Source organism: Krasilnikoviella flava (genome assembly GCF_900167525.1).
In the GTDB taxonomy this organism is placed as follows: Bacteria; Actinomycetota; Actinomycetes; order Actinomycetales; family Cellulomonadaceae; genus Isoptericola; species Isoptericola flavus.
In genome coordinates this window covers 54,391-81,077 of sequence record NZ_FUZQ01000001.1, presented here as the reverse complement: position 1 = coordinate 81,077, position 26,687 = coordinate 54,391, and the positions used below count along the sequence as shown (strand labels likewise).

The following is a 26,687-nucleotide window of genomic DNA, read 5'->3' as shown; positions in this document are numbered from 1 at the left end:
GCGGCATGGGTAGACCTCCCCATCGGACGAACGCCCCCGTGCCGGGCAGTTTCGGTATGCTCCGGCGAGGAATGCATCGCGCTGTTCCCCATCGCCCTCCCCGGATGGGTCACGCCGGGCCTCCGCCCGCGCCGCCACGGTGGCGCGTGGGCTGTCGCACCCGTACAGGGGATCGAGAGGAATGGCATGAGCTTCGTCTCGCGCGTCCTGGAGAACCGTCGTTCCATCGCCTCCGTGGGCGTCGTCGCGCTGTTCGGCGCAGGCCTCACCGGATTCGCGCTCTGGTACGACGGCGAGGCGACGGTCGACGTCGACCTCAACGACTCGGGCGTGTGGGTGACGCAGACGTCCACGGGCACCCTCGGCCGGTTCAACTACGAGGCCCGGGCCCTCGACGGCACCCTCCTGGCGAACTCCGTGAGCTTCGACGTCGAGCAGGATGCACAGCACGTGCTGCTCGAGAGCTCCGTGGACTCCTCCGCCAGCCCGGTCGACCCGGCGCAGCTGGCGCTGCGCAGCACCCTCAAGCTGCCCGCCGGCGCCGACGTCGCGACCGGCGGGAACACCGCCGCGGTGCTCGACGGGGAGACGGGGCGGGTCTGGGTCGTGCCGTTCGACGGCGCGATGGCGTTCGACGCGGAGGAGACGGAGCCCGAGCTCGAGGAGGTGGGCGCGGGCGCCCAGGTCGAGGTGAGCACGGACGGCACGGTCATCGTGGCGGCCCCCGCCGAGGGGAAGCTCTACACCGTGGCGACGGGGGCCCGGGGCACGGCGGAGTCCACCGACGAGGAGCGCCTGTCGGTGGCGAAGGACGCGGAGCTCCAGGTGACCACGGTGGGCGACGCCGCGGTCGTGCTCGACCGCTCGACGGGCAAGGTCGTGCTGCCCGGCGGTGACGCGGTGGAGATCGACGGCGGCGCGGCGGCGCAGCTGCAGCAGCCGTCGGCCGACTCCGACGTCGTGGTGCTCGCCACGGCGCGCGGGCTGGTCTCCCAGCCGCTGGACGGCAAGGCCGCCGCGAAGCGGACCGCGAACGGCACCCCCTCCCGCCCGGTACAGCTCGGCGAGTGCGTGTACGGCGCGTGGTCCGTCTCGGGCCAGGTGGTGCGCGACTGCCCCGGCACCGACGCCGACGAGGACACGGTGCTCGAGGGCATCGGCACCGACACCAACCTCGTGTACCGCGTGAACCGCGACGTCATCGTGCTCAACGACGTCGTCAACGGCACGTTGTGGATGGCCGCGGACGAGTTCCAGAAGGTCGACGACTGGGACCTGACCATCCCCGAGGACGCGGAGGGCGAGAAGACCGAGTCGGAGGAGACGACGCCGGAGCAGGTCGACCAGTTCGTCGCGGACCGGGACAAGAAGAACCGGCCGCCGCAGGCGGAGGACGACACGTTCGGCGTCCGCGCCGGGGGCACCACGGTGCTCAACGTGCTGGGCAACGACATCGACCCGGACGGCGACGTCATGACGGCGTCGGTCGACGGCGACGTCGACGGGGACATCGACGTCGACCGGGTCCTGGACGGCGCGGCGTTGCAGGCCGACGTGCCGGCGGACGCCACCGGGAGCGCGACGTTCACCTACCAGGTCGACGACGGCCGCGACGGCACGGACACCGCGAAGGTGACGGTCGAGGTGGTGCCGGAGTCCGAGAACGACCCGCCCACGCAGTCGGGGAAGCCCGTGCTGCGCGTCGGCCAGGACGGCACCGGGAGCGTCAAGGTGCTGCCGTACTTCAAGGACCCGGACGGCGACGACCTGTTCCTCTCGCACGCCAGCACCGCGGACCCGAAGGACGAGGTGCGCTCGCGCCCGGACGGCACCGTCGAGTTCCGCGACGGTGGTTCGGCCACGGGTCGCAAGATCGTCGACATCACGGTCTCCGACTCCCGCGGCGAGCCGGTCGAGGGCACCTTGATCGTCCAGGTCGTGGCGACCAACGAGCCGCCGGTCGCGGTGCAGGATCACGTCACGGTCCTGGCCGGCCAGCCGGTCACGGTGCGGCCGCTGGAGAACGACACCGACCCCAACGGGGACGAGCTGCGGCTCGTGCACGTGGCGGAGAAGAAGGGGCTGAAGGTCACGAACAACCTGTCCGCCGGGGTGTTCTCGGTGCTGGGGCAGGAGCCGGGCTCCTTCGACATCACCTACCAGGTGAGCGACGGCCCCAACGTGGCGCTCGGCCTCGTCCGGGTGGACGTGGTCGCGCCGCCGGAGGACGACGCGCCGCCGGTGGTGGTCTCCGACCAGGTGCTGCTGCCGTCGGACGGCTCCGCGCTGCTCGACGTGCTGGCGAACGACTCCGACCCGGCGGGCGGCGTCCTCGTGGTGCAGTCGGTCACCGTGCCGGACGACTCGCCCGTGGACGTGACGGTGCTCAACCACGAGATCCTCAAGGTCACGGAGAAGCGGCGCCTGACCGAGCCGGTGACCTTCGACTACACGGTCGCGAACGGCACCGGCTCCGCGACCGGCCAGGTGCGGGTGGTCCCGATCCCGGCGCCCGACCGGCTGCGTCCCCCGGAGGCCGGCGCGGACAAGGCGCTGGTGCACGCGGGTGACGTCGTGACGATCCCCGTGCTGAAGAACGACTCGCACCCCGACGGCCTCGAGATCGTCCTCAACGACGAGCTGCAGGAGGAGCCCGAGGCGGAGCTCGGCGAGGCGTTCGTCTCCGAGGACACGGTGCGGTTCAGGGCCGGCGCCGAGGCGGGCACCGCGCACCTCGTGTACGAGGTGCGCGACAGCAACGGGCAGAAGGACTCCGCGCAGGTCACCATCACGATCAAGGACGACGAGGAGAACGCGGCGCCCCAGGTGCCGGACACCGAGAGCCGGGTGCTCAGCGGCAAGACCGTGCGCATCCCGCTCGAGCTCGACGGCACGGACCCCGACGGCGACCAGGTGACGCTGAGCTCGATCTCGGAGGCGCCGAGCCAGGGGACGGCGGAGATCGTGGACGGCTTCGTCGACTACACGGCGGCCGAGGGCGCGGCGGGCTTCGACTCGTTCGCCTACGAGGTGACCGACACGCGCGGGGCCGTGGGCCGCGGGGTCGTGCGGGTGGGCATCGCCGTCCCCCCGGAGACCAACCAGCCGCCGCAGGTCGTGGACGACGAGAGCACGGTGCGGCCGGGCCGCACGGTGGCCGTGCGGGCGCTGGAGAACGACAACGACCCCGACGGCGACGAGATCGGCCTCGTCAAGGACGGCTTCAGCGGCATGCGCGAGGGCGTCGAGCCCGAGGCCGTGGAGGACGAGGTCGTGCTCACCGCCCCCGGCAAGGACGGCGCGTACTCCTTCTACTACACGGTCCAGGACGCCTTCAAGGCGCGCTCCACCGGGTCGATCACGGTGACCGTGGACGCCGAGGCGCCGCTGCTCAAGCCGATCGCGCACGACGACGTCGTCACGGCCGGCCAGATCCGGGACGCGTCCACGGTGACGGTGGACGTGCTCGCCAACGACGTCGACCCGGACGGCGTGGGCGCCGACCTCGAGGTCTCGGTGGACCGGGCGTCGGAGGGCGTGACCGTCGGCGACGACGGCACGATCCAGGTCGCGGTGCGCGCGACGGCCCAGGTCGTCACCTACACGGTCACCGACGTCGACGGGCTGCAGGCCAAGGCGTTCGTGCGCGTGCCGGGCGACCAGTCGCGGCCGTACCTCAAGCCGGGCTCGACCCCCCTGCAGGCGGTCAGCGGCGAGCCGCTGACCGTCGAGCTGGGCGACCTCGTCGTGGTGCGGGAGAACCACGTGCCGCGCGTCACCGAGGAGAAGACCGTCAAGGCCACCGGCGGCTCGACCGAGGTCAAGGACCGCGACACGATCGAGTTCACGTCGGCCGAGGACTTCGCCGGCGGGGCGTCGGTGAGCTTCGAGGTGACCGACGGCGAGGGGCCCGACGACAAGGAAGGGCTGACGGCCGTCCTCACGGTGCCGATCGACGTCGTGCCGTCGAAGAACCAGCCGCCGCAGGTGGTCGGGACGCCGACGCTCCAGGTGGCGGCGGGCGAGGAGAACGTCGTCGACCTGTCGCGCTACGTCAAGGACCCCGACAAGGACGCGCTGACGTTCGACGTCGAGGGTGCCAAGGGCATCTCGACGGCGGTCTCGGGCGGCACCGTGACCGCGCAGGTCGAGCCGTCGGTGTCGAAGGGCACCCGCCAGGACGTCGCGTTCAGCGTCTCGGACGGCAAGAACCCGCCGGTCAGCGGCAACCTCGAGCTCACGGTCGTGGGCTCCACCCGGCCGCTCGTGCAGACGACGCCCGACAAGGTGCCGGACGCGCACCAGGGCCAGCCGGTGACGATCCCGGTGCTCGAGAACGACACCAACCCCTTCCCGGGCGAGGACCTGACGGTGGTGGGCGCGGTCGGCGAGGCCGGCTCCGGCGACGTCTCGTTCGACGGCTCGAACGTGACCGTGACCCCCGACGCCGACTTCCACGGCGTGCTCACCGCCCGTTACACGGTGGAGGACGCCACGCAGGACCCGGACCGCCAGGTGGACGGCACCGTGACCGTGACGGTGCTCGGCAGGCCGGAGCCTCCTCGGGCGCCGGCGGTCGAGGAGGTGCGCTCCGGCACCGTGGTGCTGAGCTGGGAGCAGCCGAACGACAACGGCGCCCCCATCACCGGGTACACGCTGCACGCCAGCGACGGCAAGACCAAGGACTGCACCACCACCACCTGCACCTTCGACGGCCTGACGAACAACGTGGAGTACACGTTCACCGTGACGGCGACCAACGACGTCGGCGAGTCCGACCCGTCGGCGGCGTCGGAGATGGCTCGCCCGGACGAGAAGCCGGACCCGCCGGCGGCCCCCACGCTGACGTTCGGCGACCAGAAGCTCACGGTGGACTGGACGAACAAGACGTACTCCGACCGGTCGCCGATCGAGTGCGTCAACCTGGAGATCAGCCCCGCTCCCACGAGCGGCGCGATCCAGCAGCAGTGCGTCACGGGCGGCACGTTCGTGTGGGACGGGCTGACCAACGGCACGGCGTACACGGTGCGCCTGCAGGCCGTGAACGCCGCGCCCGATCCGTCGGAGTGGGGCGACCCGTCGGCCCCGGAGACCCCGGCCGGGCCGCCGGCCGCGCCCGCCGCGCCGTCCGCGAGCCGCGTCGACACCGCCGTGGGCGGCCAGACGACGGTGAGCTGGCAGCAGCCGGACACCAACGGCGCCCCGATCGACATGTACTTCCTCGACGTCTACGAGGACGGGACGAAGACCCGCACGATCGAGGCGGGCACGGCGCTCTCCCAGACCGTCGAGGGCCTCAAGACCACCTCCACCTACACGTTCACCGTCCGGGCGCGGAACAAGGCCGACACCTCCGAGGCCAGCGCCGCGTCGAACGCCGTCGTGCCCTACGGCGTGCCGGGCGTGCCCGGCAACGTCCGGGCCGAGCTGGGCTCGAACACCAGCGGCCAGGCGAACGTGAGCTGGAGCGCCACGGACGACTACCGCGGGAGCGGCGGGTACTACCAGGTGCGGGCGAACGGCTCCGGCGGGACGAACGTCGGCAACGCGACCTCGTACACCTACCCGGGGCTGTCGAACGGCACCGAGTACACGTTCGACGTCCGGGCCTGCAACGCGTACACCTGCTCCGGCTGGTCGGCGAGGTCGGGCGCGGTCACGCCGTACACGACGCCGGGCACCCCGGGGATCTCGCCGTCGAAGGTGTCCGCGACGCAGGGCCGGTTCACCATCTCGGCCCCGGGCAACAACGGCGGGCGGCCGGTGCAGCGCATCGAGTGGCAGCGGTCGTGGGGCACGGGCAGCGGGTCGTCGGCGACGTTCCCCTTCTCGATGGACACGGGGTCCGCCTACTCGACCACGTACTCGGTCCAGGCGCGGGCGTGCAACCTCGCGGGCTGCGGCGCCTGGGCGAGCGCGAGCCACACCACGGACGCCCCGCCGAACCCGCGCGCGGTGGTCTCGCGGGGCAGCTCGGTGAACAACGGCGACTGCGGCGATCCCACCTGCGCCAAGCTGGTGGTCACCACGCACGACTTCCAGGACACGGGCAGCCAGAGCGTCGCCTGCTGGACCGACTTCGACGGCTCCGCGCACCAGTTCTACGGGTCGTCGACCTACCGCCGTGACATCCCGGCGAACGGGTCCCTCGAGCTGCTGTGCTTCATCGGCAGCGCCTCGCCGCAGTACCGCGGCCACAACGTGTGGGTCGTCATCAACGGCAAGGCCTACGAGAAGACCTGGTGGAGCACGAACTAGGCGCGATGCCCCGCCCATGACCCGGCACTGACCCGGCCCTGAGCCGGCGCCCGCGCAGGGCGCCGGCTCAGCCGCCGGCGAAGGGCGGCAGCAGGTCGAGGCTCGCGCCGGCCGGCACGACGTCGGCGGGCGCGGCCCGGCGCCCGTCGAGCAGCACGCTGCAGCGGGCGAGCACGGGCTCGGCCGCGGGGGTGGCGGCGGCGAGCCGGGCGACGACGTCGGCGACGGTGGCGCCGGGCGGGACGGTGAGCGTCTCCTCCGAGCGGCCGAGGGCGGCGCGAGCGGCGGCGAAGTAGCGCAGGCCCACGGGCTGCGTGTCCTGCCCGGTCGTCGGCTCGCTCGTCGGCTGGCCGATCGGCCGGTCCGTCATGGTCGGCTGGTCGGGCACGTCATCCTCCGATGGCGCTCATGGTGCGTGCGGGCTGCGTGAACCCCGAGCCCGGCCGGGTGTCCAGGTCCGTGCCGGACCCGGTGTCGTCCATGCCGTGCCCCGCCTGCTTGCCCCACATGGCGGTGCGCCACAGGTCGGCCAGGACGGCGTCGTCGGCGCCCGCACGGAGCGGGCCCAGCAGGTCGGTCTCGGTGTGCGCGAACAGGCAGTCGCGCACCCCGCCCTCCGCGGTGAGGCGGGTGCGGCGGCAGTCGCCGCAGAACGGCTCGGTGACCGACGCGATGATGCCCACCCGGCCCAGGCGGCCGCCGTGGGCGTCGCGCACGACGAACCGCTCCGCGGGTGCGCCGTCGCGCGGCTCTTCGTCGGGCTCCAGGGCGAACCGCTCGCCGAGCTGCTCGCGCACCTCCGCCGCGGTCACCATCGCCGCGCGGTCCCAGGCGTGGTCGGCGTCCAACGGCATCTGCTCGATGAACCGCAGCTCGAACCCGCGCTCGAGGCACCACGCCAGGAGCTCGGCCGCGTGGTCGAGGTTGACGCCGCGCACCAGCACCGCGTTGATCTTCACGAGGTCGAACTCGCGCGCGGCGGCGTCGATCCCGGCCAGCGTGCGGGCGAGGAACGGGCGCCGGGCCAGCGTGGCGAACGTGTCCGGGTCCAGGGTGTCGAGCGAGACGTTCACCCGGTCCAGCCCGGCCTCGCGCAGGGCCGCGGCGCGGGAGTCGAGCCCCACGGCGTTGGTGGTGAGGCTGAGCTCCGGGCGGAGGGGGAGGGCGGCGCAGTCGCGCACGATCTCCACCAGGTCCCGGCGCAGCAGCGGCTCCCCGCCGGTGAACCGCACCTGCCGCACGCCGAGGTCGCGCGTCGCGACGCCCACGAGGCGCACGATCTCCTCGCGCGTCATCACCGAGTCCTTCGGCAGCGTGGGCAGGCCCTCGGCGGGCATGCAGTACGTGCAGCGCAGGTTGCAGCGGTCGGTGAGCGACACGCGCAGGTCGGTCGCGACGCGGCCGAACCGGTCCACGAGGCCCCCGGTGGCCGGGCGGTCCGCGGGCAGGGCGACGTCGGGCACCCCCGCCGCGGGCAGTCGCGGCATCCCGAGCGAGACGGTCGTCATCCGGTCAGCTCCCCGTCCCGGAGGTGCCAGGACCCGGGTCCTGCCAGGACAGCGCCGCCGACGTCGCGCGCCCGAGCGCGTCGGAGCCCTCGCCGCGCGCGGCGGCGAGCCCGGCCGCGTAGCCCACGGCGTAGGCCGTGACGGGGGCGGCGGGCCGCGCGACCTGGTGCGCGGCATCGCGCGCGAGGTCCAGCACGGCGCCGACGTCCACGCTGCGCAGCGGCAGCCCGAGCTCCGCCTCCAGGGCGTCCACCCACCGGTCCAGCACGCTGGAGCCGGGCTCTGTGCCGCGGGCGGTGCCGCGAGGCGTCTGGTCGGTCATCGGGTTCCTCCCCAGCGGTCGGTCGGCGGTCGGGGCGTCGTGGGCTCCGCGCCGGCGCGGGCGGCCACGACGGTGTGGTCTCCTGTGTGGCTTCCTGTGTGAAGTCCTACCGTAAGGCGTCGTAGGTCGTCCCAGGTGTCGACGTCCGCGCTCACCTCGTCGCGGTCGGGCACCTCGACGCACGAGAGGTGCGCGACCAGGCGCTTGACCGGCACCCCGGCGAGCCCCGCGGGGCCGTCCGGACCGGCCACCGCGTCCAGAGCGCGCCGCAGCGCGGCGCGGCGGTACAGGCCGACCAGCCACTGCGCACGGTCCTCCCGGACGAGGTAGGCGCCGTCGGTCCCCTCGTGCCCTGCGACGGCGGCGCGCAGCAGCGGGACCGCCTCGGCCGCGCGCGGCACGTCCACGGCGAGCACGAGGACCCATGCGGGAGCGCCGCCCTCGGTCGCCGCGCCGAGAGCCCCCAGCCCGGCGTCGAGCCCGGCGACGGGACCACCGAACGGCGGGTCCTCGCGCGCGACGAGCACGTCCCGGCCGGGCGGCAGCGAGGGATCGGGCCCGACGACGACGGTGCGCTCGGCGTCGCGGGCCGCGGCCAGCGCGCGGTCGAGCAGCGTGGCGCCGTCGAGCACGACGGTCGGCTTGGGGACGCCGCCGAGACGCGTGGCACGCCCGCCGGCCAGGACGACGGCGTCGTGCCGGACGTGCGGGGCGGCGCCGGGACCCATGTCAGGCCCCGGCGCCGAACGGCAGGTCGAGGGGCAGGACGTCGACCTCGTCGCCGGCCTCGACCTTGTCCACATCGGGGTGCACGAGAGCGAGCGCGTCGGCGCCCAGCAGGGCCGACGTGGCGTGCCCGGCTGCGCCAGAGCCAGGGCCCTCGCCGCGGACGGCGCCGGGGGAGACGGCGCGCTCGACGACGCCCGAGGGCAGGCTCCGCACCGGCACGACATGGGTGCGTCCCGGCGGGCTCGGCCACGCCTCGGCCACGGTGCGCCGGACCGGCCGCACCGGCTCCCGGCCCGCGAGGACGGCGACCGCGGGCCGGACGAACAGCGCGAACGACACGAACGCGCTCACCGGGTTGCCGGGCAGCGCCACCCAGGGCACGCCCCGCCAGCGGGCCAGCGCCTGCGGGCGCCCGGGCCGCAGCGCCACGGCCGCGACCTCGACGTCGGCCAGGCGCACGTCGTCCCCGTCCAGCACCGCCCGCACCACGTCCGACGCCCCCGCCGACACCCCGCCGGTCGTGACGAGCAGGTCGACCCCCGGCCCGGCCGCGACACGGTCGAGGGCGGCACGGAGGGCGTCGGCGTCGTCGGGGACGGCGCCGACGCGCACGACGTCGGCCCCGGCGGCGCGGGCGAGGGCGGCGAGGAGCAGCGAGTTCGAGTCCGGGATGAGGCCTGTCGGGTCGGCAGCCCGTCCTTCGTCGGGCAGGCCGTCGTGCCGGACGGGGGACGAGCTGCCGACCCGAGCGGGGACGAGCTCCGACCCGGTGGACAGCACGGCCACGCGGGGCCGCCGCCGCACGGGCAGCGCGGTCAGCCCGGCGGACGCCGCGACGGCCACCAGCGCGGGTGTCACGGCGTCGCCGGCCCGGCCGAGCAGGTCGCCCGGTCGCACGTCCTCGCCGCGGTGCCGCACGTGGCCCCGGGGCTGGCGGGCGAGCGTGACCTCGCGCTCCGTCGTCGGGCCGCCCGCGACGAACCGTCCTGTCGACGTGCGCTCCACCGGCACCACGGCGTCGGCCCACCCGGGCACCGGCGCGCCGGTCATGATGCGCACGGCGGCTCCGGTGGCGTGGTGAGCGGGAGGACGGCCCTCCACGACGGCGTGTCCAGCGCCTGCCGCACGGCGACGGCGATCGGGGGGCGAGCCGGGGCGGAGGTCGCCGACGACGGGGAGGGTCGCCGGGGAGCCGTCGGCCGGGAGGTCGGCGAGGCGCACGGCGTAGCCGTCCATCGCGGCGGCGTCGAACGGCGGCACCAGCGCGACGGCGCGCACGTCGGCGCCGAGCACCCGCCCCGGGCCCTCGACGGCGAGCTCGTCCAGGCCGACGTCCTCGGCGGGCAGCGCGGCGACCCGCGCGAGCACGGCGGCCACGTGCTCCGTCAGGCTGCGCGTGCTGCCCGGCGTGCTGCCCGGCGTCGTGGACTCGGCGCTCATGCGACCACGCTAGGCCGACGACGTGTCGCCCGTGCGGCGCGGACCTCACGGCGGGTCCGGCGCGCGGGTGAGACGGCGGCGCAGGTCGCCGGCCGTGCCGTCATCCGGCGTTCGCCCGCACGCGCTTGCGCACCGGGCCGAGCGTGAACAGCAGGGTGAGGAGGGCCGTCAGCGCGAGCAGGCCGAACCCGATGCCGTAGTCGCCCCGCGCGCCGTACACGGCGCCCATGATCAGCGGCGGGATGAAGCCGCCCAGGCCGCCCGCGGCGCCGACGACGCCGGTCACCGCACCCACCGTGCCGGGAGGTGCCATCTTGGCCACGAGCGCGAACGTCGCTCCGGACGAGGCCCCGAGCGCGGCCGCCATGCCGAGGAAGGCGATCGTCGCGCCGGGGATCAAGGCCGGCTGGAAGACGATCACGGCCGCGAACACGGTGACCACCGCGAAGCACGCGATGGACACGGGGACGCCGCCCACCTTGTCCGACAGCGTGCCCCCGAGGGGCCGGCAGACCACCGCGAGCACCACGAAGCCCGCGGTGCGGAACGACGCGTCGCTGGCGCTGAGGTCGTACGCGTTCTGCAGGAACGTCGGCAGGTACACCGAGAACGCGACGAAGCCGCCGAAGCCGATGGCGTACAGCCAGGACAGCTGCAGCGTGGCGGGGATCTTGAGGGTGGCCCACGTGCGCGCCCACATGCCCTCGCCGCCGGTCCCCGGGCTCCAGGCGGGGGAGTCCTGCAGCAGGGCCCGCGAGGCGAGGGCGAAGACCGCGAGGAACACGGCGACGATGATGAACGGGGCGCCGTCGCCCCACGCGTCGCGGATCGGCACGGTGGAGAACGACGCGATGGCCGTGCCGCCCATGCCGGCGCCGAAGATGCCGATCGCGGTGCCGCGGCGGGCCGGCGGGTACCAGTTGTTGACGAACGGGACGCCGATGGCGAAGGTCGTGCCGCCGAGGCCGAGGAAGAACCCGCCGATCAGCAGCCACGGCAGGCTGTTCGCGACGAACCCGATGAACAGCACCGGGACGATCGTCAGGGCGGCGCACAGCGGGAACATCACCTTGGCGCCGAACCGGTCGGTGAGCGCACCGATCGGGATGCGACCGAGCGACCCGACGATGACGGGCACGGCCACCAGCACGGACACCTCGAAGTCCGACAGGTGGTACAGCTGCCCGTAGCTGTTGCCCAGCGGCCCGAGCAGCGCCCACGCCCAGAAGCAGATCGCGAAGCCGACGGTCGCGAGGGCGAGCTGCGTCGTGTTGCCCTGCATGGCCGGGGCCGTCGGGGCGTCCGTCGGTCCGGGGGTGGCTGCCGAGGTCATCGCATTCCTCCTGAGTTCAGCGGGGCGGCGTGTTCGTGGGGTCCCACCCGGGCCGCGGCGCCCGCGACGACACGGAGGCCTCGCGGGACCGGTAGACCACGTAGGGCCGGAACGGGTACTGCACGGGGGCGGAGAACGCGTGCACCAGACGGGTGAAGGGCCACAGCGCGAACAGCAGCATCGCGACGGTGATGTGCACCTGGAACGCGGCGGGCACCCCGGCCATGAGGGCCGGCTCCGGCTGCAGGTACCACAGGGACCGGAACCAGGGCGAGATGGTCTCCCGGTAGTCGTACCCGTGACCGGCCGCGATCACCTGCGTCTGCACCGTCGCCCATGCGCCGGACAGCAGCGACCCTGCGAGGAAGACGTACATGAGCTTGTCCGTCTTGGTCGTGGCGAGGAAGACGGGGCCGGTGGCGCGGCGGCGGTAGATGAGGATGAGCAGCCCGGCGACGGCGACGAGGGCCGCGAGCGAGCCCATCCATGTCGCGACGAAGTGGTACTGCGCCTCCGAGACCCCCACGGCCTCGGTCCACGACTTCGGGACGACGAGCCCCAGGAAGTGCCCGAGCACCACGAACAGCAGACCGAAGTGGAACAGCGGGGAGCCCCAGCGCAGCAGGCGCTTCTCGTAGAGCTCGCTGGAGCGGGTGGTCCACCCGAACTTGTCGTAGCGGTAGCGCCAGACCGACCCCACGACGAGGACGGCGAAGGTCACGTAGGGCACCACGACCCACAGGATGATCTTGTCGGCGGAAGCGTCCGTCAGGCCCATGGCAGGTCCTTCCCGTCGTTCGCGTGCCCCGTGTCACCGCTCCCGTACCCGCTCAGCCCCACCAGCTCTGCCGGTGGGCCGGCCGCCACCAGGTCGGCGACGCGCTCGGCGGTGGCGGCGTCGACCGGCGACAGGGTGAGGCAGACGGCCTCGATCGCCGGCGTCCAGGGCGAGCGCTGCGCAGCGAGCGCCGAGCGCAGCACCTCGATGCCGTCGCGGTGGGCCGACAGCAGGGCGCCCGCGATCCGGGCGCCGTCAGGCCCGCCGCGGGCGGACAGCTCCAGGACGGTGGGCAGGTAGTCGGGCAGCTCGTCGCCGGTGGTCTCGAAGCCGGCGGCGCGGTAGGCCTCGACGAAGCGCACGAGCGCGGCACCGCGCTTCCGGGTGTCGCCCGCCGCGTAGTACGACAGGTACATGGCGCAGCGGCGCTTGAGGTCGAACGTGGCGACGTACTCCGCCTGCAGTGCGGCCGGGTCGCCGTCCGTCAGGGCGGTGGCCAGCCCGGTCAGCCGGTCGCGCACCGGGGCGGGGAGGCCCGCGGCGGCGTCGCGCACGGTGGCCGCGGCCGCGCGCGCCTCGTCGTCGGGGTAGCGCAGCAGCACCGCGGCGCCCATGTGCGCGACGGCGCGGCCCCGGTCGTCCAGCGGCACGGGGGCGAGCGGGTCGAGCCGCTTGGCGCGGACGCCGGGGCGGGGCAGGAACGCGAGGCTCACGGCCGACCCTCCTCGTCCGCGCCGTCGCCGCCCTCGCCGGCCGCGCCCCCGCCGATGTCGCCCGGCGGGAACAGCCCGCTGGGCCGGCCGTTGCCGTCCCAGTTGAGCAGGTTCACGCGCCCGGGCGTGGTCGGGCCGTAGGGGGAGTCGGCGGTCTGCCGCGCAGCGAGGGCGTGGAAGTTCTCCACCGCCACGGGGGTGGGTGTGCCCGACGACGAGCCGAACGGACCCGCGCCGCCCATCCCCGGGCCGCCCTCGAAGTCGAGGGAGCAGGCCATCTCCTCCAGCTCGCGCGCCACCTCGGTGTGCGCGGTGGGGATGACGTACCGCTCCTCGTACTTGGCGATCGCGAGCAGGCGGTACATCTCCTGGACCTGGTCAGCGGTCATGCCGACGGCGGTGGCGGTCTCCTCGGGGAACTCCCGGCCGAGGTTGACCTCGCGCATGCCGGACCGCATCGCCGCGAGCCTCCGCAGCACGCGCTCCACCGGCGCGGTGTCGCCCGCGGTGAACAGCCCGGCCAGGTACTCCAGCGGGATGCGCAGCTGGGAGATCGCGGCGAACAGGGTGCGCCCGTCCTCGCCGTCGTTGCCGGAGCTGGCCACGACGTCGACCACCGGCGACAGCGGCGGGATGTACCAGACCATCGGCAGCGTGCGGTACTCCGGGTGCAGGGGGAGCGCCACCTCGTAGTCGTGGATGAGCTTCCAGATGGGGGAGCGCTGCGCGGCGGTGATCCAGTCGTCCGGGATGCCCTCGCGGCGGGCGGCGGCGACCACCTCGGGGTCGTCCGGGTCGAGGAAGACGGAGCGCTGGGCGGCGAGCAGGTCGTGCTCGTCCTCGATGGCGGCGGCGGCGCCGACCTTGTCGGCGTCGTACAGCACGAGGCCGAGGTAGCGCAGCCGGCCCACGCAGGTCTCCGAGCACACGGTGGGCAGGCCCACCTCGATGCGCGGGTAGCACAGGGTGCACTTCTCGGCCTTGCCGGTCTTGTGGTTGAAGTAGACCTTCTTGTACGGGCAGCCGGTGACGCACATGCGCCAGCCGCGGCACTGGTCCTGGTCCACCAGCACGATGCCGTCCTCGACCCGCTTGTACATCGCGCCCGACGGGCAGGACGCGACGCAGGACGGGTTGAGGCAGTGCTCGCAGATGCGCGGCAGGTAGAACATGAACGTCTGCTCGAGCTCCTCGGCGACGTGCTCGCTCATGTGCTTGAGGATCGGGTCGTCCTGCATCGTCGCGGTCGACCCGCCGAGGTCGTCGTCCCAGTTGGCCGACCACTGGATCGACATGTCGTCGCCGGTGAGGAGGGACTTCGGCTTCGCCACCGGGGTGTGCTCGCCCTGCGGGGCGCTGAGCAGCATGTCGTACTCGTACGTCCACGGCTCGTAGTAGTCGTGGATGGACGGCAGCTTGGGGTTGGCGAAGATCGTGGCGAGCTTCTTGGCCCGCCCGCCCGCGCGGAGCTTGAGCTTGCCCCGCTTGGTGCGCACCCAGCCGCCCTGCCAGGTGTCCTGGTCCTCGTAGGTGCGGGGGTAGCCGAGCCCGGGGCGGGTCTCGACGTTGTTGAACCACACGTACTCCATGCCGGTGCGGTTCGTCCACGCCTGCTTGCACGTGACCGAGCAGGTGTGGCAACCGATGCACTTGTCGAGGTTCATCACCATCGACATCTGCGCCATGACCTTCACGAGTAACGCACCTCCTGCGAGCGGCGTCGGATGACGGTGACCTCGTCGCGCTGGTTGCCGGTGGGGCCGAGGTAGTTGAACGCGTAGGTGAGCTGCCCGTACCCGCCGGCGAGGTGCGTGGGTTTCAGCAGGATGCGGGTCAGCGAGTTGTGGATGCCGCCGCGGCGCCCGGACGTCTCGGCGAGCGGCACGTCGACCGTGCGGTCCGTGGCGTGGTGCATGTACACCGTGCCCTCGGGCATGCGGTGGGAGACGACGGCGCGGGCCACGACGACGCCGTTGCGGTTCACCGCCTCGATCCACTCGTTGTCCGCGACGCCGATCTTCGCGGCGTCCGCCGGGCTCATCCAGATGTTCGGTCCACCGCGCGACAGCGACAGCATGAACAGGTTGTCCTGGTACTCGGAGTGGATGGACCACTTGGAGTGCGGGGTCAGGTAGCGCACCGCGACGGCGGCGTGCCCGGTGCCGCTGCCGTCGGGGCCCCCGTCGTCGAACGCGCCCGGCCGTGGCGAGTCGCCGAACAGGTGGTGCAGGTCCAGCGGCGGCCGGTACACCGGCAGCTGCTCGCCCAGCTCGATCATCCAGTCGTGGTCGAGGTAGAAGTGCTGGCGGCCGGTGAGCGTGTGCCACGGCTTGAGCCGCTCCACGTTCACGGCGAACGCCGTGTACCGGCGCCCGCCGTGCTCCGACCCGGACCACTCCGGGGAGGTGATCACCGTCGTCGGGCGCGACTGCACGTCCGGGAAGGTGACGCGCTTGGCCTGGTCGTCCCGCGCCAGGTCGGCCAGCGGCCGTCCCGTCCGCTGCTCCAGGTGCTCGAAGCCCTGCACCGCGAGGCGGCCGTTGGTGGTGCCGGACAGGGCGAGGATCGTCTCGCAGGCGTGCGTGTCGCGGTCCAGGCGCGGGCGCCCGGCCGCGGGGCCCGAGGTCACCAGGCCGTTGACCTGCCCGAGCTTGCGCACCTCCTCGTCGGGCATGAACGCGACGCCCTTGGTGGACATGCCCTTGGTGTCCGTCAGCGGCCCGAGCGCGGCCATCCGCGCGGCGAACGCCGGGTAGTCGCGCTGCACCACCTGCAGGCGCGGCATCGTCACGCCGGGCACCAGCTCGCGCTCGGTGACCGGCGCCCCGGCGTCGGTGAGCGTGCCGTGCGGCACCGCGAGCTCGTCGGGGGAGTCGTGCAGCAGCGGGGTGGCGACCAGGTCCTCGCGCACGCCCAGGTGCTCCTCGGACATCTGCGCCACGAGCCCCGCCAGCGTGTGGAACGTGTCGAAGTCGGTCCTCGTCTGCCACGGCGGGCTGATCGCCGGGTTGAACGAGTGCACGAACGGGTGCATGTCCGTGCTCGACAGGTCGTGCTTCTCGTACCAGGTGGCCGCGGGGAGCACGACGTCGGAGAACAGCGTGGTGCTCGTCATCCGGAAGTCCATCGTGACCAGCAGGTCGAGCTTGCCGCGCGGCGCCTCGTCACGCCACGTCATCGACGTCGGCCGGCGACCCTCGGGGGCCTCGTCGGCGAGCACCGACGCGTCCGTGCCGAGCAGGTGCTTGAGGAAGTACTCGTTGCCCTTGCCGGACGAGCCGAGGATGTTGGCCCGCCAGATCGTCAGCACGCGCGGGAAGTTCGCCGGGTCGTCGGGGTCCTCGCACGCGAAGTGCAGCCGGCCCGCCCTGAGCTCGTCGACGACGTGCTGCTCGGGCTCCTTGCCCGCCGCGCGCGCCTCGTCCACGAGGTCCAGCGGGTTGCGGTCGAAGGTCGGGTAGCTCGGCATCCAGCCGCGCTGCGCGGACTCCACCAGGGCGTCCGCCGTCGTGCGACCGGCCAGCCGGCCCGGGGCCAGCGGCGACGCCAGCGCGTCGGCCGGCATCCCGTCGTACCGCCACTGGTCGGTGGCGAGGTAGAACCAGCCCGTGCCGATCATCTGCCGCGGCGGGCGCACCCAGTCCAGCCCGCCCGCATACTGGGCCCACCCCGTGATCGGCCGGCACTTCTCCTGCCCCACGTAGTGCGCCCAGCCGCCGCCGTTGACGCCCTGGCAGCCGGTGATCGTGGTGAGCGTGAGGAACGCGCGGTAGATGGTGTCCGAGTGGAACCAGTGGTTGGCCCCCGCGCCCATGATGATCATCGACCGGCCGCCGGAGTCCTCCGCGTTCTGCGCGAACTCCCGGCCGATCTGCGCGGCGTCGGCGGCCCGCACGCCGGTGATCTCCTCCTGCCAGGCCGGCGTGCCGGGGGCCGTCGCGTCGTCGTAGCCCGTGGGCCACTCGCCCGGCAGCCCGAGCTCCGCCCGCTCGACGCCGTACTGTGCCAGCAGCAGGTCGAAGACCGTCGTCACCAGGTGGCCGCCCACCCGCCGGGTCGGCACGCCGCGCGTCAGCACGCCCTTGCCGCCGAGGTGCGCGGCGGCGTCGTCCGAGCCGTCGGGCAGGACGTCGAACCTGGGGAGCAGCACCGGGACGCCGGTCGAGCCCGTCGATACCCCGTCGGTGGTTTCGACGGGCTCGACCACCGGGGCGTCCGCCACCGACAGCACGGGGTCGACGTCGCCCAGGTCGAGGTTCCACTTCCCCTCGCCGGCCTCGCCGTACCGGTCCGCGAGCGTCCCGTTCGGTGCGACGACGGCGCCGTCCGCGCCCAGCAGCAGCGTCCGGAAGTGCGGGTTGGCCGCCGTCGACGCCCCGGGCAGGACGGCGTCGTCCACGTCCGCGGCGGTGAGGAACTTGCCGGGCACGTACGCGCCGTCGTGCTCGTCGAGGCGCACCAGGAAGGGCGCGTCCGCGTACTTCTTGAGGTAGTCGACGAACGGTGCGGTGCGCTTCTCGACGAGGAACTCGCGCAGGATCACGTGCCCCATCGCCATGGCCAGGGCGCCGTCCGTGCCCGGCTGCGGCGCCAGCCACTGGTCGGCGAACTTCGTGTTGTCCGCGTAGTCCGGCGAGACCGAGACCACCTTGGTGCCGCGGTAGCGCGCCTCGGCCATGAAGTGCGCGTCCGGGGTGCGGGTCACGGGGATGTTCGAGCCCCACATGATGAGGTAGGAGGAGTTCCACCAGTCCGCGGACTCCGGCACGTCCGTCTGGTCGCCGAACACCTGCGGGGACGCGACCGGCAGGTCCGCGTACCAGTCGTAGAACGACAGCATCGTGCCGCCCAGCATCTGCACGAACCGTGCCCCGACGCCGTGCGACACCATCGACATCGCCGGGATGGGGGAGAAGCCGGCCACCCGGTCAGGCCCGTGCGCCTTGATCGTGTGCACGTGCGCGGCGGCCACGAGCTCCGCGGCCTCGTCCCACGTGGCGCGCACCAGGCCGCCCTTGCCCCGCGCGCTCTTGTACGCCCGCGCCGTCTGGGGGTCCGATGTCAGCCGCTCCCACGCCAGCACCGGGTCGCCGCCCACCGCGGCCTTCGCCTCCCGGTACGCCCGCAGCAGCACGCCGCGCACGTACGGGTAGCGCACCCGCGTGGGCGAGTACGTGTACCAGGAGAACGCGGCGCCGCGCGGGCAGCCGCGCGGCTCGTACTCGGGGGAGTCCGGGCCCACCGACGGGTAGTCCGTCTGCTGCGTCTCCCACGTGATGATGCCGTCCTTGACGTACACCTTCCACGAGCACGATCCCGTGCAGTTCACGCCGTGCGTGGAGCGCACCACCTTGTCGTGCGACCACCGGTCCCGGTAGAAGACGTCGCCCTCGCGGCCGCCCTTGAGGAACAGCTGCCGCAGGTCCTCGGACACGTCCCCCTTGCGCAGGTGCTTGCCGAGCCGCAGCAGGGCGTCGGACGCGTCGGTCGGCGGTGCCGACCCGAGGTCGCGGACGGGCGGGCGGGTGGTCGACATGCGCACTCCTGGGGCTGGGGAACCGGAGAGTCACTGCTTCGCATCATGGGCCCGGACCTGCGACAGCGCACGTCGAGGGTGCGCGCGGCGACGAGCCCCGGGTCTGCGACGAGACCCGGGGCTCCGGCGTCGTCCACCGGTCGTGCGGACGCCAGTCAGGACCTGCCCGGAACCTTCTTCTTCTCCGTGCACACCGCCCCGGCGCCGTCGGACGTGCAGGTCTGGATATAGACGGTCTGCCCCTCGTCGTACGACAGGTTCTTCTCCCGATAGGTGTTGTCCCCGTTCGAGTAGAAGACGGCGGGGCCGCTCCCGCCGACCCAGAGCCGCACGACCGACTTGCGGTCGTTGTCGTGGTAGTCCCAGATCGACAGGACCTCGCCGTAGGCGCGGAACCGGCCGTGGACGTACTCGTCGCTGGTGGTCTTGTACGCCATCTCGGCCACGGAGACGCCGCCGGCGTCCTCGGGGTCGTTCCAGGCGTAGTAGTCGGTGCCCCAGCCGGCCTGCGGTGCCGCGGTGGCAGCCGCGGCACCGGCCGCGCCGCCGAGCGTCCCCAGGGCGGCGACGGTGAGCGCCGCGGCCGCTGCTGTCATGGTTCGAAGTCGCATGGGTCCTCCTCAGGACGTGCCCTTCTCCCGCTTGGGAGTGCAGACGGCGTTGACGGACGTCGAGGTGCAGGCCTGCAGGTAGACCCGCTGGCCCTCGTCGTAGGACAGGTTGAACTCCTTCTTCGTGCCGTCACCCGCGGCGTAGAAGACGGCGGGCCCGCTCGAGCCGACCCAGAGCCGGACGATCGCCTTGCGGTCGTTGGGGTGGTGGTCCCAGACGGTCAGGTGCTCGCCCTTGGCCTCGAACATCCCCATGACGTACTGGGAGGTGCCGTTCTTGATGGCCTGCTCGTAGATGCTGACGCCACCCGCGTCGCCGTCCTTGGCCCAGGCGGCCGTGTCCATGGACCAGCTCGCGGCCGCGGTGGCGCGGTCGGCCCCCGACGTGTCCGGCGCCGGTGCGGCGGTGGCGGCGGGGGCGAGCAACGCCGCCCCGGCCGTGACGAGCGCGGCGGCCGCGGCCGCCGTCGTGGTGCGAAGTCGCATGATCATGCCTCCTCAGGACCGGCCGCGGTGGGTGCCGGACGAGCACTGGGCCTGCGAGGACGTGGACGTGCAGACCTGGATCTTGACGGTCTGGCCCTCGTCGTAGGAGAGGTTGAACCTGGTCTCCGTGTTGTCGCCCTTGGCGTAGAAGACCGCCGGGCCGCTCTTGCCGACCCAGAGCTTGACGATCGCCTTGCGGTCGTTGTCGTGGTCGTCCCAGATCGTGAGGTGCTCGCCGTTCGCGATGAACTGCGCCATCACGCTCTCGCTGTTGCTGTACTTGACCGTCTTCTCGTAGACGGAGATGCCGCCCGCGTCGTTCGGGTCGTTCCAGGACGCCCCGTAGTCGTTCCAGGACGCCGCGGTCGTGGCGGGAGCGGCGGTGGCCGCCGTGGTGCCCAGCAGGCCCAGGCCCGCGGCGCCGACCGCCGCGGCGGCCAGGGTCCTTCTCGTGCCGTGTCTCATGGGTTCCCCTCCGTGCTGTCAGGGGCCGCGCTCCGGCGACCGATGCCCCTCACCGTGCCGACCGACGCTTTCCTCGCCCTTCCCTCGTGCTTTCTCGGCGCTCCCGCGTACTTTCGTCGCCTTGGTCACCTCTTGAAGGGAGTGGGCGCACGGGAGAGGCGCCGGCCGGACGGAGGGGGAGCGATGCGCTTCGAGGTACTGGGACCGGTGCGCGTGACGCACGGTGAGGACGTCGCGCCGGTCTCCGGCGCGGTGCGTCTCGGCCTCCTGGGGCTGCTCCTCGCGAACGCGAACGCGCCGGTCCCCGCGGAGACGTTGCTCGACGCGCTCTGGGACACGGCGGACCCTCCCGACCCGCAGCGGCTGCACCTGACCGTGCACCGCCTGCGTCGTGCGTTGGGGGAGCCCGAACGGCTGGTGCTGGACGCCGGGGGCTACGTGCTGCAGGTGGCGCCGGACGAGCTGGACGCGCAGCTCTTCGTCGACGCCCTGGAGCAGGCCGAGCGGACGGCGGACCCCTGCCGGCGGGCGTCCCTCCTGCGCCAGGCGCTGCGGCTGTGGCGGGGCGAGGCGTACCAAGGCCTGGACCTGTGCTCCCTGGCGGGTGACGCCGAGCGGCTCACCGAGCGCCGGGACTCGGCGTGTGAGCAGCTCTGTGCCGCCGAGCTCGACCGCGGGCGGCACGAGACCGCCGTGGCGGACCTCGCCGCCCTGGTGCGCCGGCACCCGCTGCGCGAGCACCCGCACGCCCTGCTGATGACGGCCCTGTGCCGCAGCGGCCGGCAGGCGGACGCGCTCGCGGTCTATCGGGACGTCCGGCGCACGCTGGTCGACGAGCTCGGCGTGGAGCCCGGGCCCGAGCTGCGCGACCTCGAACGACGCATCCTCGCCGGCGGCGACGATCTCGTGCTGCTCGCCGGCGGGCCGGGCTCTCGCACGGTCTCCCGGGTGCCCTGAGCCTCACAGGTCGTCGGTGGGCCCTGTGCGTTCGTGCTCACGCGTATTTCACGCCTCGACGACCGGCGTCGAAACACCCTGTTCCTAGCGTCGGGGTACCGGCCCGACGACGCGCCGGCGGTACGTACCCACCGCCCGCGTCGTCGGGCTCGCGCACAGGAGGACACGCGATGGTTGCTCCGACCACGGCTGTTCCGGCCCACGACGCAGCACCCCCGGCACCGGGCGCACATTCCCGTCCGGGCCGCTGGATCGACGACTGGCGGCCCGAGGACCCGGCGTTCTGGGCCGGCGGCGGCCGCCGCGTCGCCCGCCGCAACCTCGTGCTCTCGGTGTTCGCCGAGTTCCTCGGGTTCTGCGTGTGGGCGCTGTGGTCGATCGTCGTGCCGCAGCTGCCCGCCGCCGGCTTCGCCCTCACCACCGACCAGATGTTCTGGCTCATCGCCGTGCCGTCGCTGGTCGGTGCCACGCTGCGCATCCCGTACACCCTCGCGGTGCCCGTGTTCGGCGGGCGCACCTGGACGGTCGTGTCGGCGTCGCTGCTGCTGATCCCCACCCTGGCGCTGGCGGTCGTCGTGCAGCGGCCGGAGACGTCGTTCGGCGTCCTGCTGGGCGTCGCGGCGCTCGCGGGCTTCGGGGGCGGCAACTTCGCCTCCTCGATGGCGAACATCTCCTTCTTCTTCCCGGAGAAGGAGAAGGGCGCGGCCCTCGGGTGGAACGCGGCTGGCGGCAACCTCGGCACGGCCGTCGTGCAGCTCGTCGTGCCGCTGGTGATCGTGTCCGGGGCGGGCATCGCGCTCGAGCGGGCGAGCCTGGTGTTCGTGCCGTTCATCGTGCTGGCGGCGTTCCTCGCCTGGCGGTTCATGGACAACCTGTCGGCCGCGAAGGCCGACCCGCGCTCGTTCGCGGTGGCCGTGCGCGAGCCGCACACGTGGGTCATCTCGTTCCTGTACATCGGCACGTTCGGGTCGTTCATCGGGTTCTCCGGCGCGTTTCCCACCCTGCTCGCCGGCCAGTTCCCGGAGGTGAGCCTGTCGCTGGCCTTCCTGGGCGCGCTCGTGGGGTCGGTCGCGCGACCGCTCGGCGGCATCCTCGCCGACCGCGTGGGCGGCGCGATCGTCACGGTCTGCTGCTACGCCGTGATGATCGCCGGGGCTGTCGGCGCGATCTCCGCGCTCGGGAGCCACCGGTTCGGCCTCTTCTTCGCCTCGTTCCTCGTGCTGTTCGTCGCCACCGGCGTCGGCAACGGGTCGGTGTACCGCATGATCCCGGCCACGTTCCGGGTCGCCGGCGTCGGGCGCGACGCCGCGGCCACCGCCCGCGCGGCCGCCGGGTGCATCGGCATCGCGGGGGCCGTCGGGGCGTTCGGCGGGTTCCTCATCCCGCGCGGCTTCGCGATCTCGACGTCGATGACCGGCTCGCTGGTCGCGGCGCTGTGGGTGTTCGTCGGCGCGTACGCGGTGATGGGCGTGGTGACGTGGGCGGTGTACGCGCGGCGCGGCACGGCGATGCGGACGGCCCGGGTATGACGCCGGCCCCGCTGGCGGCCCACCCTGCGGCGGACGCGCCCGCGCCGGTCGCGACGCACTGCCCGTACTGCGCGCTGCAGTGCGGGATGGACCTCGCGCCCGCCGCTCCGGGCGGCCCCCCGGGCGCCGTCGCCGCGGACGGCCGGGAGGCGCTGCCGGTGACCGTCGCGCCGCGACAGTTCCCCACCAACGGCGGCGGTCTGTGCCAGAAGGGGTGGACCAGCGCGACGGTGCTGCGCGCGACCGACCGGCTCACGACGCCGTTGGTGCGGGGGGCCGACGGCCGGCTCGCGCCGACGTCGTGGGACGCCGCCCTCGACCTCGTGGCGGGCCGCCTGGCCGCGCTGGCCGCGGAGCACGGGCCGGGGGCGGTGGCGGTGTTCGGCGGCGGGGGGCTGACGAACGAGAAGGCGTACACGCTCGGCAAGTTCGCCCGCACGGTGCTGCGCACGCCGAACATCGACTACAACGGCCGGTTCTGCATGTCGTCCGCGGCCGCCGCGGGGAACCGGGCCTTCGGCCTCGACCGCGGGCTGCCGTTCCCCGTGACCGACCTCGGCGGCGCCGACGCGATCCTGCTGCTCGGGTCCAACGTGGCCGAGACGATGCCGCCGTTCGTCCAGCACCTCGCGGGGGCGCGCGCGGCGGGCGGGCTCGTCGTCGTCGACCCGCGCCGGTCGGCCACGGCGCGGCTGGCCGACCCCTCGCCCGGATCAGGGCAGGGCCTTGGCGAGGGCGTGCACCTGCAGCCCGTGCCCGGCACGGACATGGTGGTGCTGCTCGCGCTGCTGCACGTGCTGCTCGCCGAGCGGCTGGCCGACCGGGAGTACCTGGCGGAGCGGGCGTCCGGGTTCGACGACGTGGCCCGCTCGGTCGCGGCGTGGTGGCCCGAGCGGGCGGAGACGGTGTGCGGCGTGCCCGCCGAGGAGCTGCGCCGGGTGGCGCGACTGCTGGCCGCGGCGTCGCCGTCACGCGGCGGCCGAGGCGCCTACGTGCTCACCGGCCGCGGGGTCGAGCAGTCGGCGCAGGGCACCGCGACGGTGACGGCGGCGATCAACCTGGCGCTCGCGCTCGGGCTCGTGGGTCGCGTGGGCTCGGGCTACGGGTGCCTCACCGGGCAGGGCAACGGGCAGGGTGGGCGCGAGCACGGGCAGAAGTGCGACCAGCTGCCCGGCTACCGCAGGATCGACGACCCGGCGGCCCGCGCGCACGTCGCCGCCGTGTGGGGCGTGGACGCGGGCTCGCTGCCGGGGCCGGGCCTGCCCGCCGTCGCGCTGCTGACCTCGCTCGGCACGCCCGGCGGGCCGCGCGCGCTGCTCGTGCACGGCTCGAACGTCGTCGTGTCGGCGCCGAACGCCGATCGCGTGCGCGAGCGCCTGGCCGCCCTCGACCTCCTCGTCGTGTGCGACGTCGTGCCGTCGGAGACGGCGCTGCTCGCCGATGTCGTGCTGCCCACCACCCAGTGGGCCGAGGAGGAGGGCACGATGACGAATCTCGAGGGCCGCGTCCTGCGGCGCCGGCGCGCCACCGCGCCGCCCGGCGCCGCGCGCTCCGAGCTGTGGATCCTCGCCGAGCTGGCCCGCCGGCTGGGCTCGGACGTCGCGTTCCCGACCGACCCGGCCGACGTCTTCGACGAGCTGGCGCGCGCGTCGGCCGGCGGCGTCGCCGACTACTCCGGCCTCAGCCATGCCCGCCTCGACGCGCACGAGGCCGACGGCGCCGGGCTGTACTGGCCCTGCCCCGCGACCCCGGACTCAGCGGCTCAAGAGTCGTCAGAGCCGCCTGGGGTCATGGCGCGACGTCGCTCGGACAGCTCGCGGGGGGAGCACCCCGGGACGCCGCGCGTCTTCCTGGACCGGTTCGCGACGCCGGACGGGCGGGCGCGGATGGTCGTGGTGGACCACGCCGGCCCGGCCGACGACGTGCGCCCCGACGCGCCCGTGCACCTGGTCACCGGCCGGGTGCTGCAGCACTACCAGTCCGGCGCGCAGACGCACCGCGTGCCCGAGCTGGAGCGGTTGGTGCCCGAGCCGTACGTCGAGCTGCACCCGCTGCTCGGGCTGCGCGTCGGGGTAGGCGACGGAGCACTGGCGCGCCTGGCCTCGGCGCGCGGGGTGATCGAGGCGACGGCCCGCTGGACCGACGCCGTCCGGCCGGACACCGTCTTCATGCCGTTCCACTGGAGCGGCGCCGGGAGCGTCAACCGCCTCACCACCGACGCCGTCGACCCGGTCTCGGCCATGCCGGAGTTCAAGGTCTGCGCGGTGTCGGTGACGCCGGTGGTCGAGCCGGGGCCGGCGGTCGAGCCTGTCGAGACCCAGGAGGTACGGGCATGAGCCACGAACCGCACGAAGGGCTGAGGGTGCCGCACCGCGTGGTCGTCGTCGGGCACGGGATGGTCGGCGCGCGCCTGGCCGACGAGCTGTCCCGTCGCGACGCCGACGGCGCGCTCGACGTCACGGTGCTGGGCGCCGAGCCCTACGAGCCGTACAACCGGGTGCTGCTCTCCGACGTCGTCGCCGGGCGCACGGACGTCGCGGCGATCGGCATGCCCACGGTCGACGACGGCCGCACCCGGGTGCTGCGCGGCACGGCCGCGGCGGCCGTGGACCGGGACGCCCGCGTGGTGCTCGCCGACGACGGCACCCGGCACCCCTACGACCACCTGGTGCTCGCCACCGGCGCCGTCGCGCGCCTGCCCGACGTGCCGGGCCTGGGCGTCGACCCCGGGGCCCTGCCCGCCGGCGTGCACGCGCTGCGCACGCTCGACGACGCCCGCGAGGTGGTGGCGGCCACGGTGAACGCGCCGCGCGCGGTCGTCGTCGGCGGCGGGGTGCTGGGCGTGGAGGTGGCCCTCGGGCTCGCCGGGCGCGGCCTGCCGACGACGCTCGTGCACGGCGCCGGGGCCCCCATGGACCGCCAGCTCGACCACGAGGCGGGCGCCGTGCTGCGCGCGGGGCTGGAGGCGGCGGGCGTGGCGGTGCGCACCGGGGTGCGGCCGCAGGAGGTGCTCGTCGTCGGGGGCCGGGCGGTCGGGGTGCGGCTCGACGGCGCGACAGCCGAGCCGGGGGAGACCCTCGGCGCCGGCCTGGTGGTCCTCGCGTGCGGCACGGCCCCCGAGACGGCGCTGGCGCGGCGGGCGGGTCTCGCCGTCGAGCGGGGCGTGGTGGTCGGGCCCGACCTGGCGAGCGTCAGCGACCCTCGCGTCTTCGCGGTGGGGGACTGCGCCCAGCCGCCGGAGGGATCGCGCGGGCTCGTCGCCGAGGGGTGGGACCAGGCGCGCCGCCTCGCCGACGCCCTGGTGGCGCTCGCGGCGCGTCCCCGCCCGGTGCCGCCGCGCCCGGAGGGCCCCCGCGAGCACCTGCGCCTGCCGGGCGACGGCGCGAGCCCGTCGATGGCGGTGCGCCTCGGCACGCTGCTGTCCTCGCGGGCGCCGGGCGCGGCCGCGGGCGTGGACACCCGCGGGACCGACGTCGTCAAGGTCAAGGCAGGGCCTTTGAGCGTGGTCGCGATGGGCCGGTGCGGCACGGGTCGCGCGCCGGCGCCGGGGGAGCGGGCCGTGCGCCTCGGCGACCCCGTTGCGGGCCGGTACGTCGAGGTCGTGGTCGCCGACGGCGTCCTGGTGGGCGCCACCTGCGTCGGCGACCCGCGGGTGGCCGCGGACCTCACCGCCGCCTACACCCGTCGCACACCCGTGCCCGCCGACCCGGCGTTCCTGCTGCTCACGCCGGTGATGGCCACGGCGGAGCCGGCGTCCAGCCCCGAGCACATGCCCGACGACGCCACGGTCTGCCGCTGCAACGGCGTCACCAAGCACGACATCGCGGCGTGCGTCGCCGACGGCGCGTCGACCAAGGACGACGTCGCGCGCGCCACCCGCGCCACCACCGGCTGCGGCAGCTGTACGGAGGCCGTGTGCGGGCTGGTGGGCTGGCTGGGGGTCGCGCGGAAGGAGGCCGTCACCTCCGGGTAGTGCCTCCGGTACCGGAGTCGTGCCCGCGGGGCACTACCGCGGCACCGGA

General features: G+C 74.0%; 18 protein-coding genes. 5 read left to right on the top strand and 13 right to left on the bottom strand.

The features are described 5' to 3' along the window. Window positions 1-186 precede the first annotated feature (186 nt). Complete coding sequence (locus B5Y66_RS00330) at window positions 187-6,258, top strand: Ig-like domain-containing protein (RefSeq protein ID WP_079569502.1); 6,072 nt, start codon at window positions 187-189, stop codon at window positions 6,256-6,258. A 67-nt stretch (window positions 6,259-6,325) separates the two neighbouring features. Here the strand turns inward: B5Y66_RS00330 and B5Y66_RS00325 are convergent, their stop codons facing one another. From B5Y66_RS00325 to B5Y66_RS00265, 13 genes are all read right to left on the bottom strand, one after another. Then, the gene (locus B5Y66_RS00325; RefSeq protein WP_322788680.1) at window positions 6,326-6,646 is read right to left on the bottom strand and encodes a MoaD/ThiS family protein; all 321 of its coding nucleotides are present in this window, start codon (window positions 6,644-6,646) and stop codon (window positions 6,326-6,328) included. A 1-nt stretch (window position 6,647) separates the two neighbouring features. Beyond that, entirely contained in the window at window positions 6,648-7,766 is a 1,119-nt protein-coding gene (gene moaA, locus B5Y66_RS00320; RefSeq protein ID WP_139820655.1) for a GTP 3',8-cyclase MoaA, read from the bottom strand. Between the two features lie 4 nt (window positions 7,767-7,770). Next, window positions 7,771-8,088, bottom strand: coding sequence for a DUF6457 domain-containing protein (locus B5Y66_RS00315; protein WP_079569500.1), 318 nt, complete (start codon window positions 8,086-8,088; stop codon window positions 7,771-7,773). Continuing rightward, on the bottom strand, window positions 8,085-8,816 hold the full coding sequence (gene mobA, locus B5Y66_RS00310; RefSeq protein ID WP_079569497.1) for a molybdenum cofactor guanylyltransferase: 732 nt from the start codon (window positions 8,814-8,816) through the stop codon (window positions 8,085-8,087). The genes B5Y66_RS00315 and mobA overlap by 4 nt, the downstream gene beginning before the upstream one ends. A 1-nt stretch (window position 8,817) precedes the next feature. Further along, a complete protein-coding gene (locus tag B5Y66_RS00305; protein ID WP_079569494.1) occupies window positions 8,818-10,257 on the bottom strand; it encodes a molybdopterin molybdotransferase MoeA in 1,440 nt (479 codons plus the stop codon). Window positions 10,258-10,357: 100 nt separating this feature from the next. After that, the gene (locus B5Y66_RS00300) at window positions 10,358-11,590 is read right to left on the bottom strand and encodes an MFS transporter (RefSeq protein ID WP_079569491.1); all 1,233 of its coding nucleotides are present in this window, start codon (window positions 11,588-11,590) and stop codon (window positions 10,358-10,360) included. A gap of 16 nt (window positions 11,591-11,606) precedes the next feature. Next, complete coding sequence (gene narI / locus B5Y66_RS00295) at window positions 11,607-12,368, bottom strand: respiratory nitrate reductase subunit gamma (RefSeq protein ID WP_079569488.1); 762 nt, start codon at window positions 12,366-12,368, stop codon at window positions 11,607-11,609. Beyond that, entirely contained in the window at window positions 12,359-13,081 is a 723-nt protein-coding gene (gene narJ / locus B5Y66_RS00290) for a nitrate reductase molybdenum cofactor assembly chaperone (RefSeq protein WP_079569486.1), read from the bottom strand. The genes narI and narJ overlap by 10 nt, the downstream gene beginning before the upstream one ends. Then, window positions 13,078-14,775, bottom strand: coding sequence for a nitrate reductase subunit beta (narH, locus tag B5Y66_RS00285; RefSeq protein ID WP_079569484.1), 1,698 nt, complete (start codon window positions 14,773-14,775; stop codon window positions 13,078-13,080). Before narH ends, narJ begins: the two co-directional genes overlap by 4 nt. After that, window positions 14,772-18,617, bottom strand: a complete 3,846-nt coding sequence (locus tag B5Y66_RS00280; protein WP_079569481.1) for a nitrate reductase subunit alpha — start codon at window positions 18,615-18,617, stop codon at window positions 14,772-14,774. Before B5Y66_RS00280 ends, narH begins: the two co-directional genes overlap by 4 nt. A gap of 155 nt (window positions 18,618-18,772) precedes the next feature. Continuing rightward, complete coding sequence (locus B5Y66_RS00275) at window positions 18,773-19,228, bottom strand: hypothetical protein (protein ID WP_139820654.1); 456 nt, start codon at window positions 19,226-19,228, stop codon at window positions 18,773-18,775. Between the two features lie 9 nt (window positions 19,229-19,237). Further along, the gene (locus B5Y66_RS00270; protein ID WP_139820653.1) at window positions 19,238-19,714 is read right to left on the bottom strand and encodes a hypothetical protein; all 477 of its coding nucleotides are present in this window, start codon (window positions 19,712-19,714) and stop codon (window positions 19,238-19,240) included. 12 nt (window positions 19,715-19,726) lie between these two features. Next, the gene (locus tag B5Y66_RS00265) at window positions 19,727-20,179 is read right to left on the bottom strand and encodes a hypothetical protein (RefSeq protein WP_079569471.1); all 453 of its coding nucleotides are present in this window, start codon (window positions 20,177-20,179) and stop codon (window positions 19,727-19,729) included. 183 nt (window positions 20,180-20,362) lie between these two features. Between B5Y66_RS00265 and B5Y66_RS00260 the strand changes: the two genes are divergently transcribed. The 4 genes from B5Y66_RS00260 (at window position 20,363) to B5Y66_RS00245 (ending at window position 26,638) form a co-directional block, all read left to right on the top strand. Next, window positions 20,363-21,136 (top strand): AfsR/SARP family transcriptional regulator, encoded by a 774-nt coding sequence (locus tag B5Y66_RS00260; protein WP_079569468.1) that lies wholly within the window; start codon window positions 20,363-20,365, stop codon window positions 21,134-21,136. Window positions 21,137-21,306: 170 nt separating this feature from the next. Further along, window positions 21,307-22,665 carry an MFS transporter gene (locus B5Y66_RS00255; RefSeq protein WP_079569463.1) on the top strand — a complete coding sequence of 453 codons (1,359 nt, stop codon included), beginning with the start codon at window positions 21,307-21,309 and terminating at the stop codon, window positions 22,663-22,665. Continuing rightward, window positions 22,662-25,001: a molybdopterin oxidoreductase family protein gene (locus B5Y66_RS00250; protein WP_079569460.1), complete on the top strand. Its 2,340-nt coding sequence runs from the start codon at window positions 22,662-22,664 to the stop codon at window positions 24,999-25,001. Before B5Y66_RS00255 ends, B5Y66_RS00250 begins: the two co-directional genes overlap by 4 nt. Further along, window positions 24,998-26,638 (top strand): FAD-dependent oxidoreductase, encoded by a 1,641-nt coding sequence (locus B5Y66_RS00245; protein ID WP_079569457.1) that lies wholly within the window; start codon window positions 24,998-25,000, stop codon window positions 26,636-26,638. The genes B5Y66_RS00250 and B5Y66_RS00245 overlap by 4 nt, the downstream gene beginning before the upstream one ends. Window positions 26,639-26,687 lie beyond the last annotated feature (49 nt).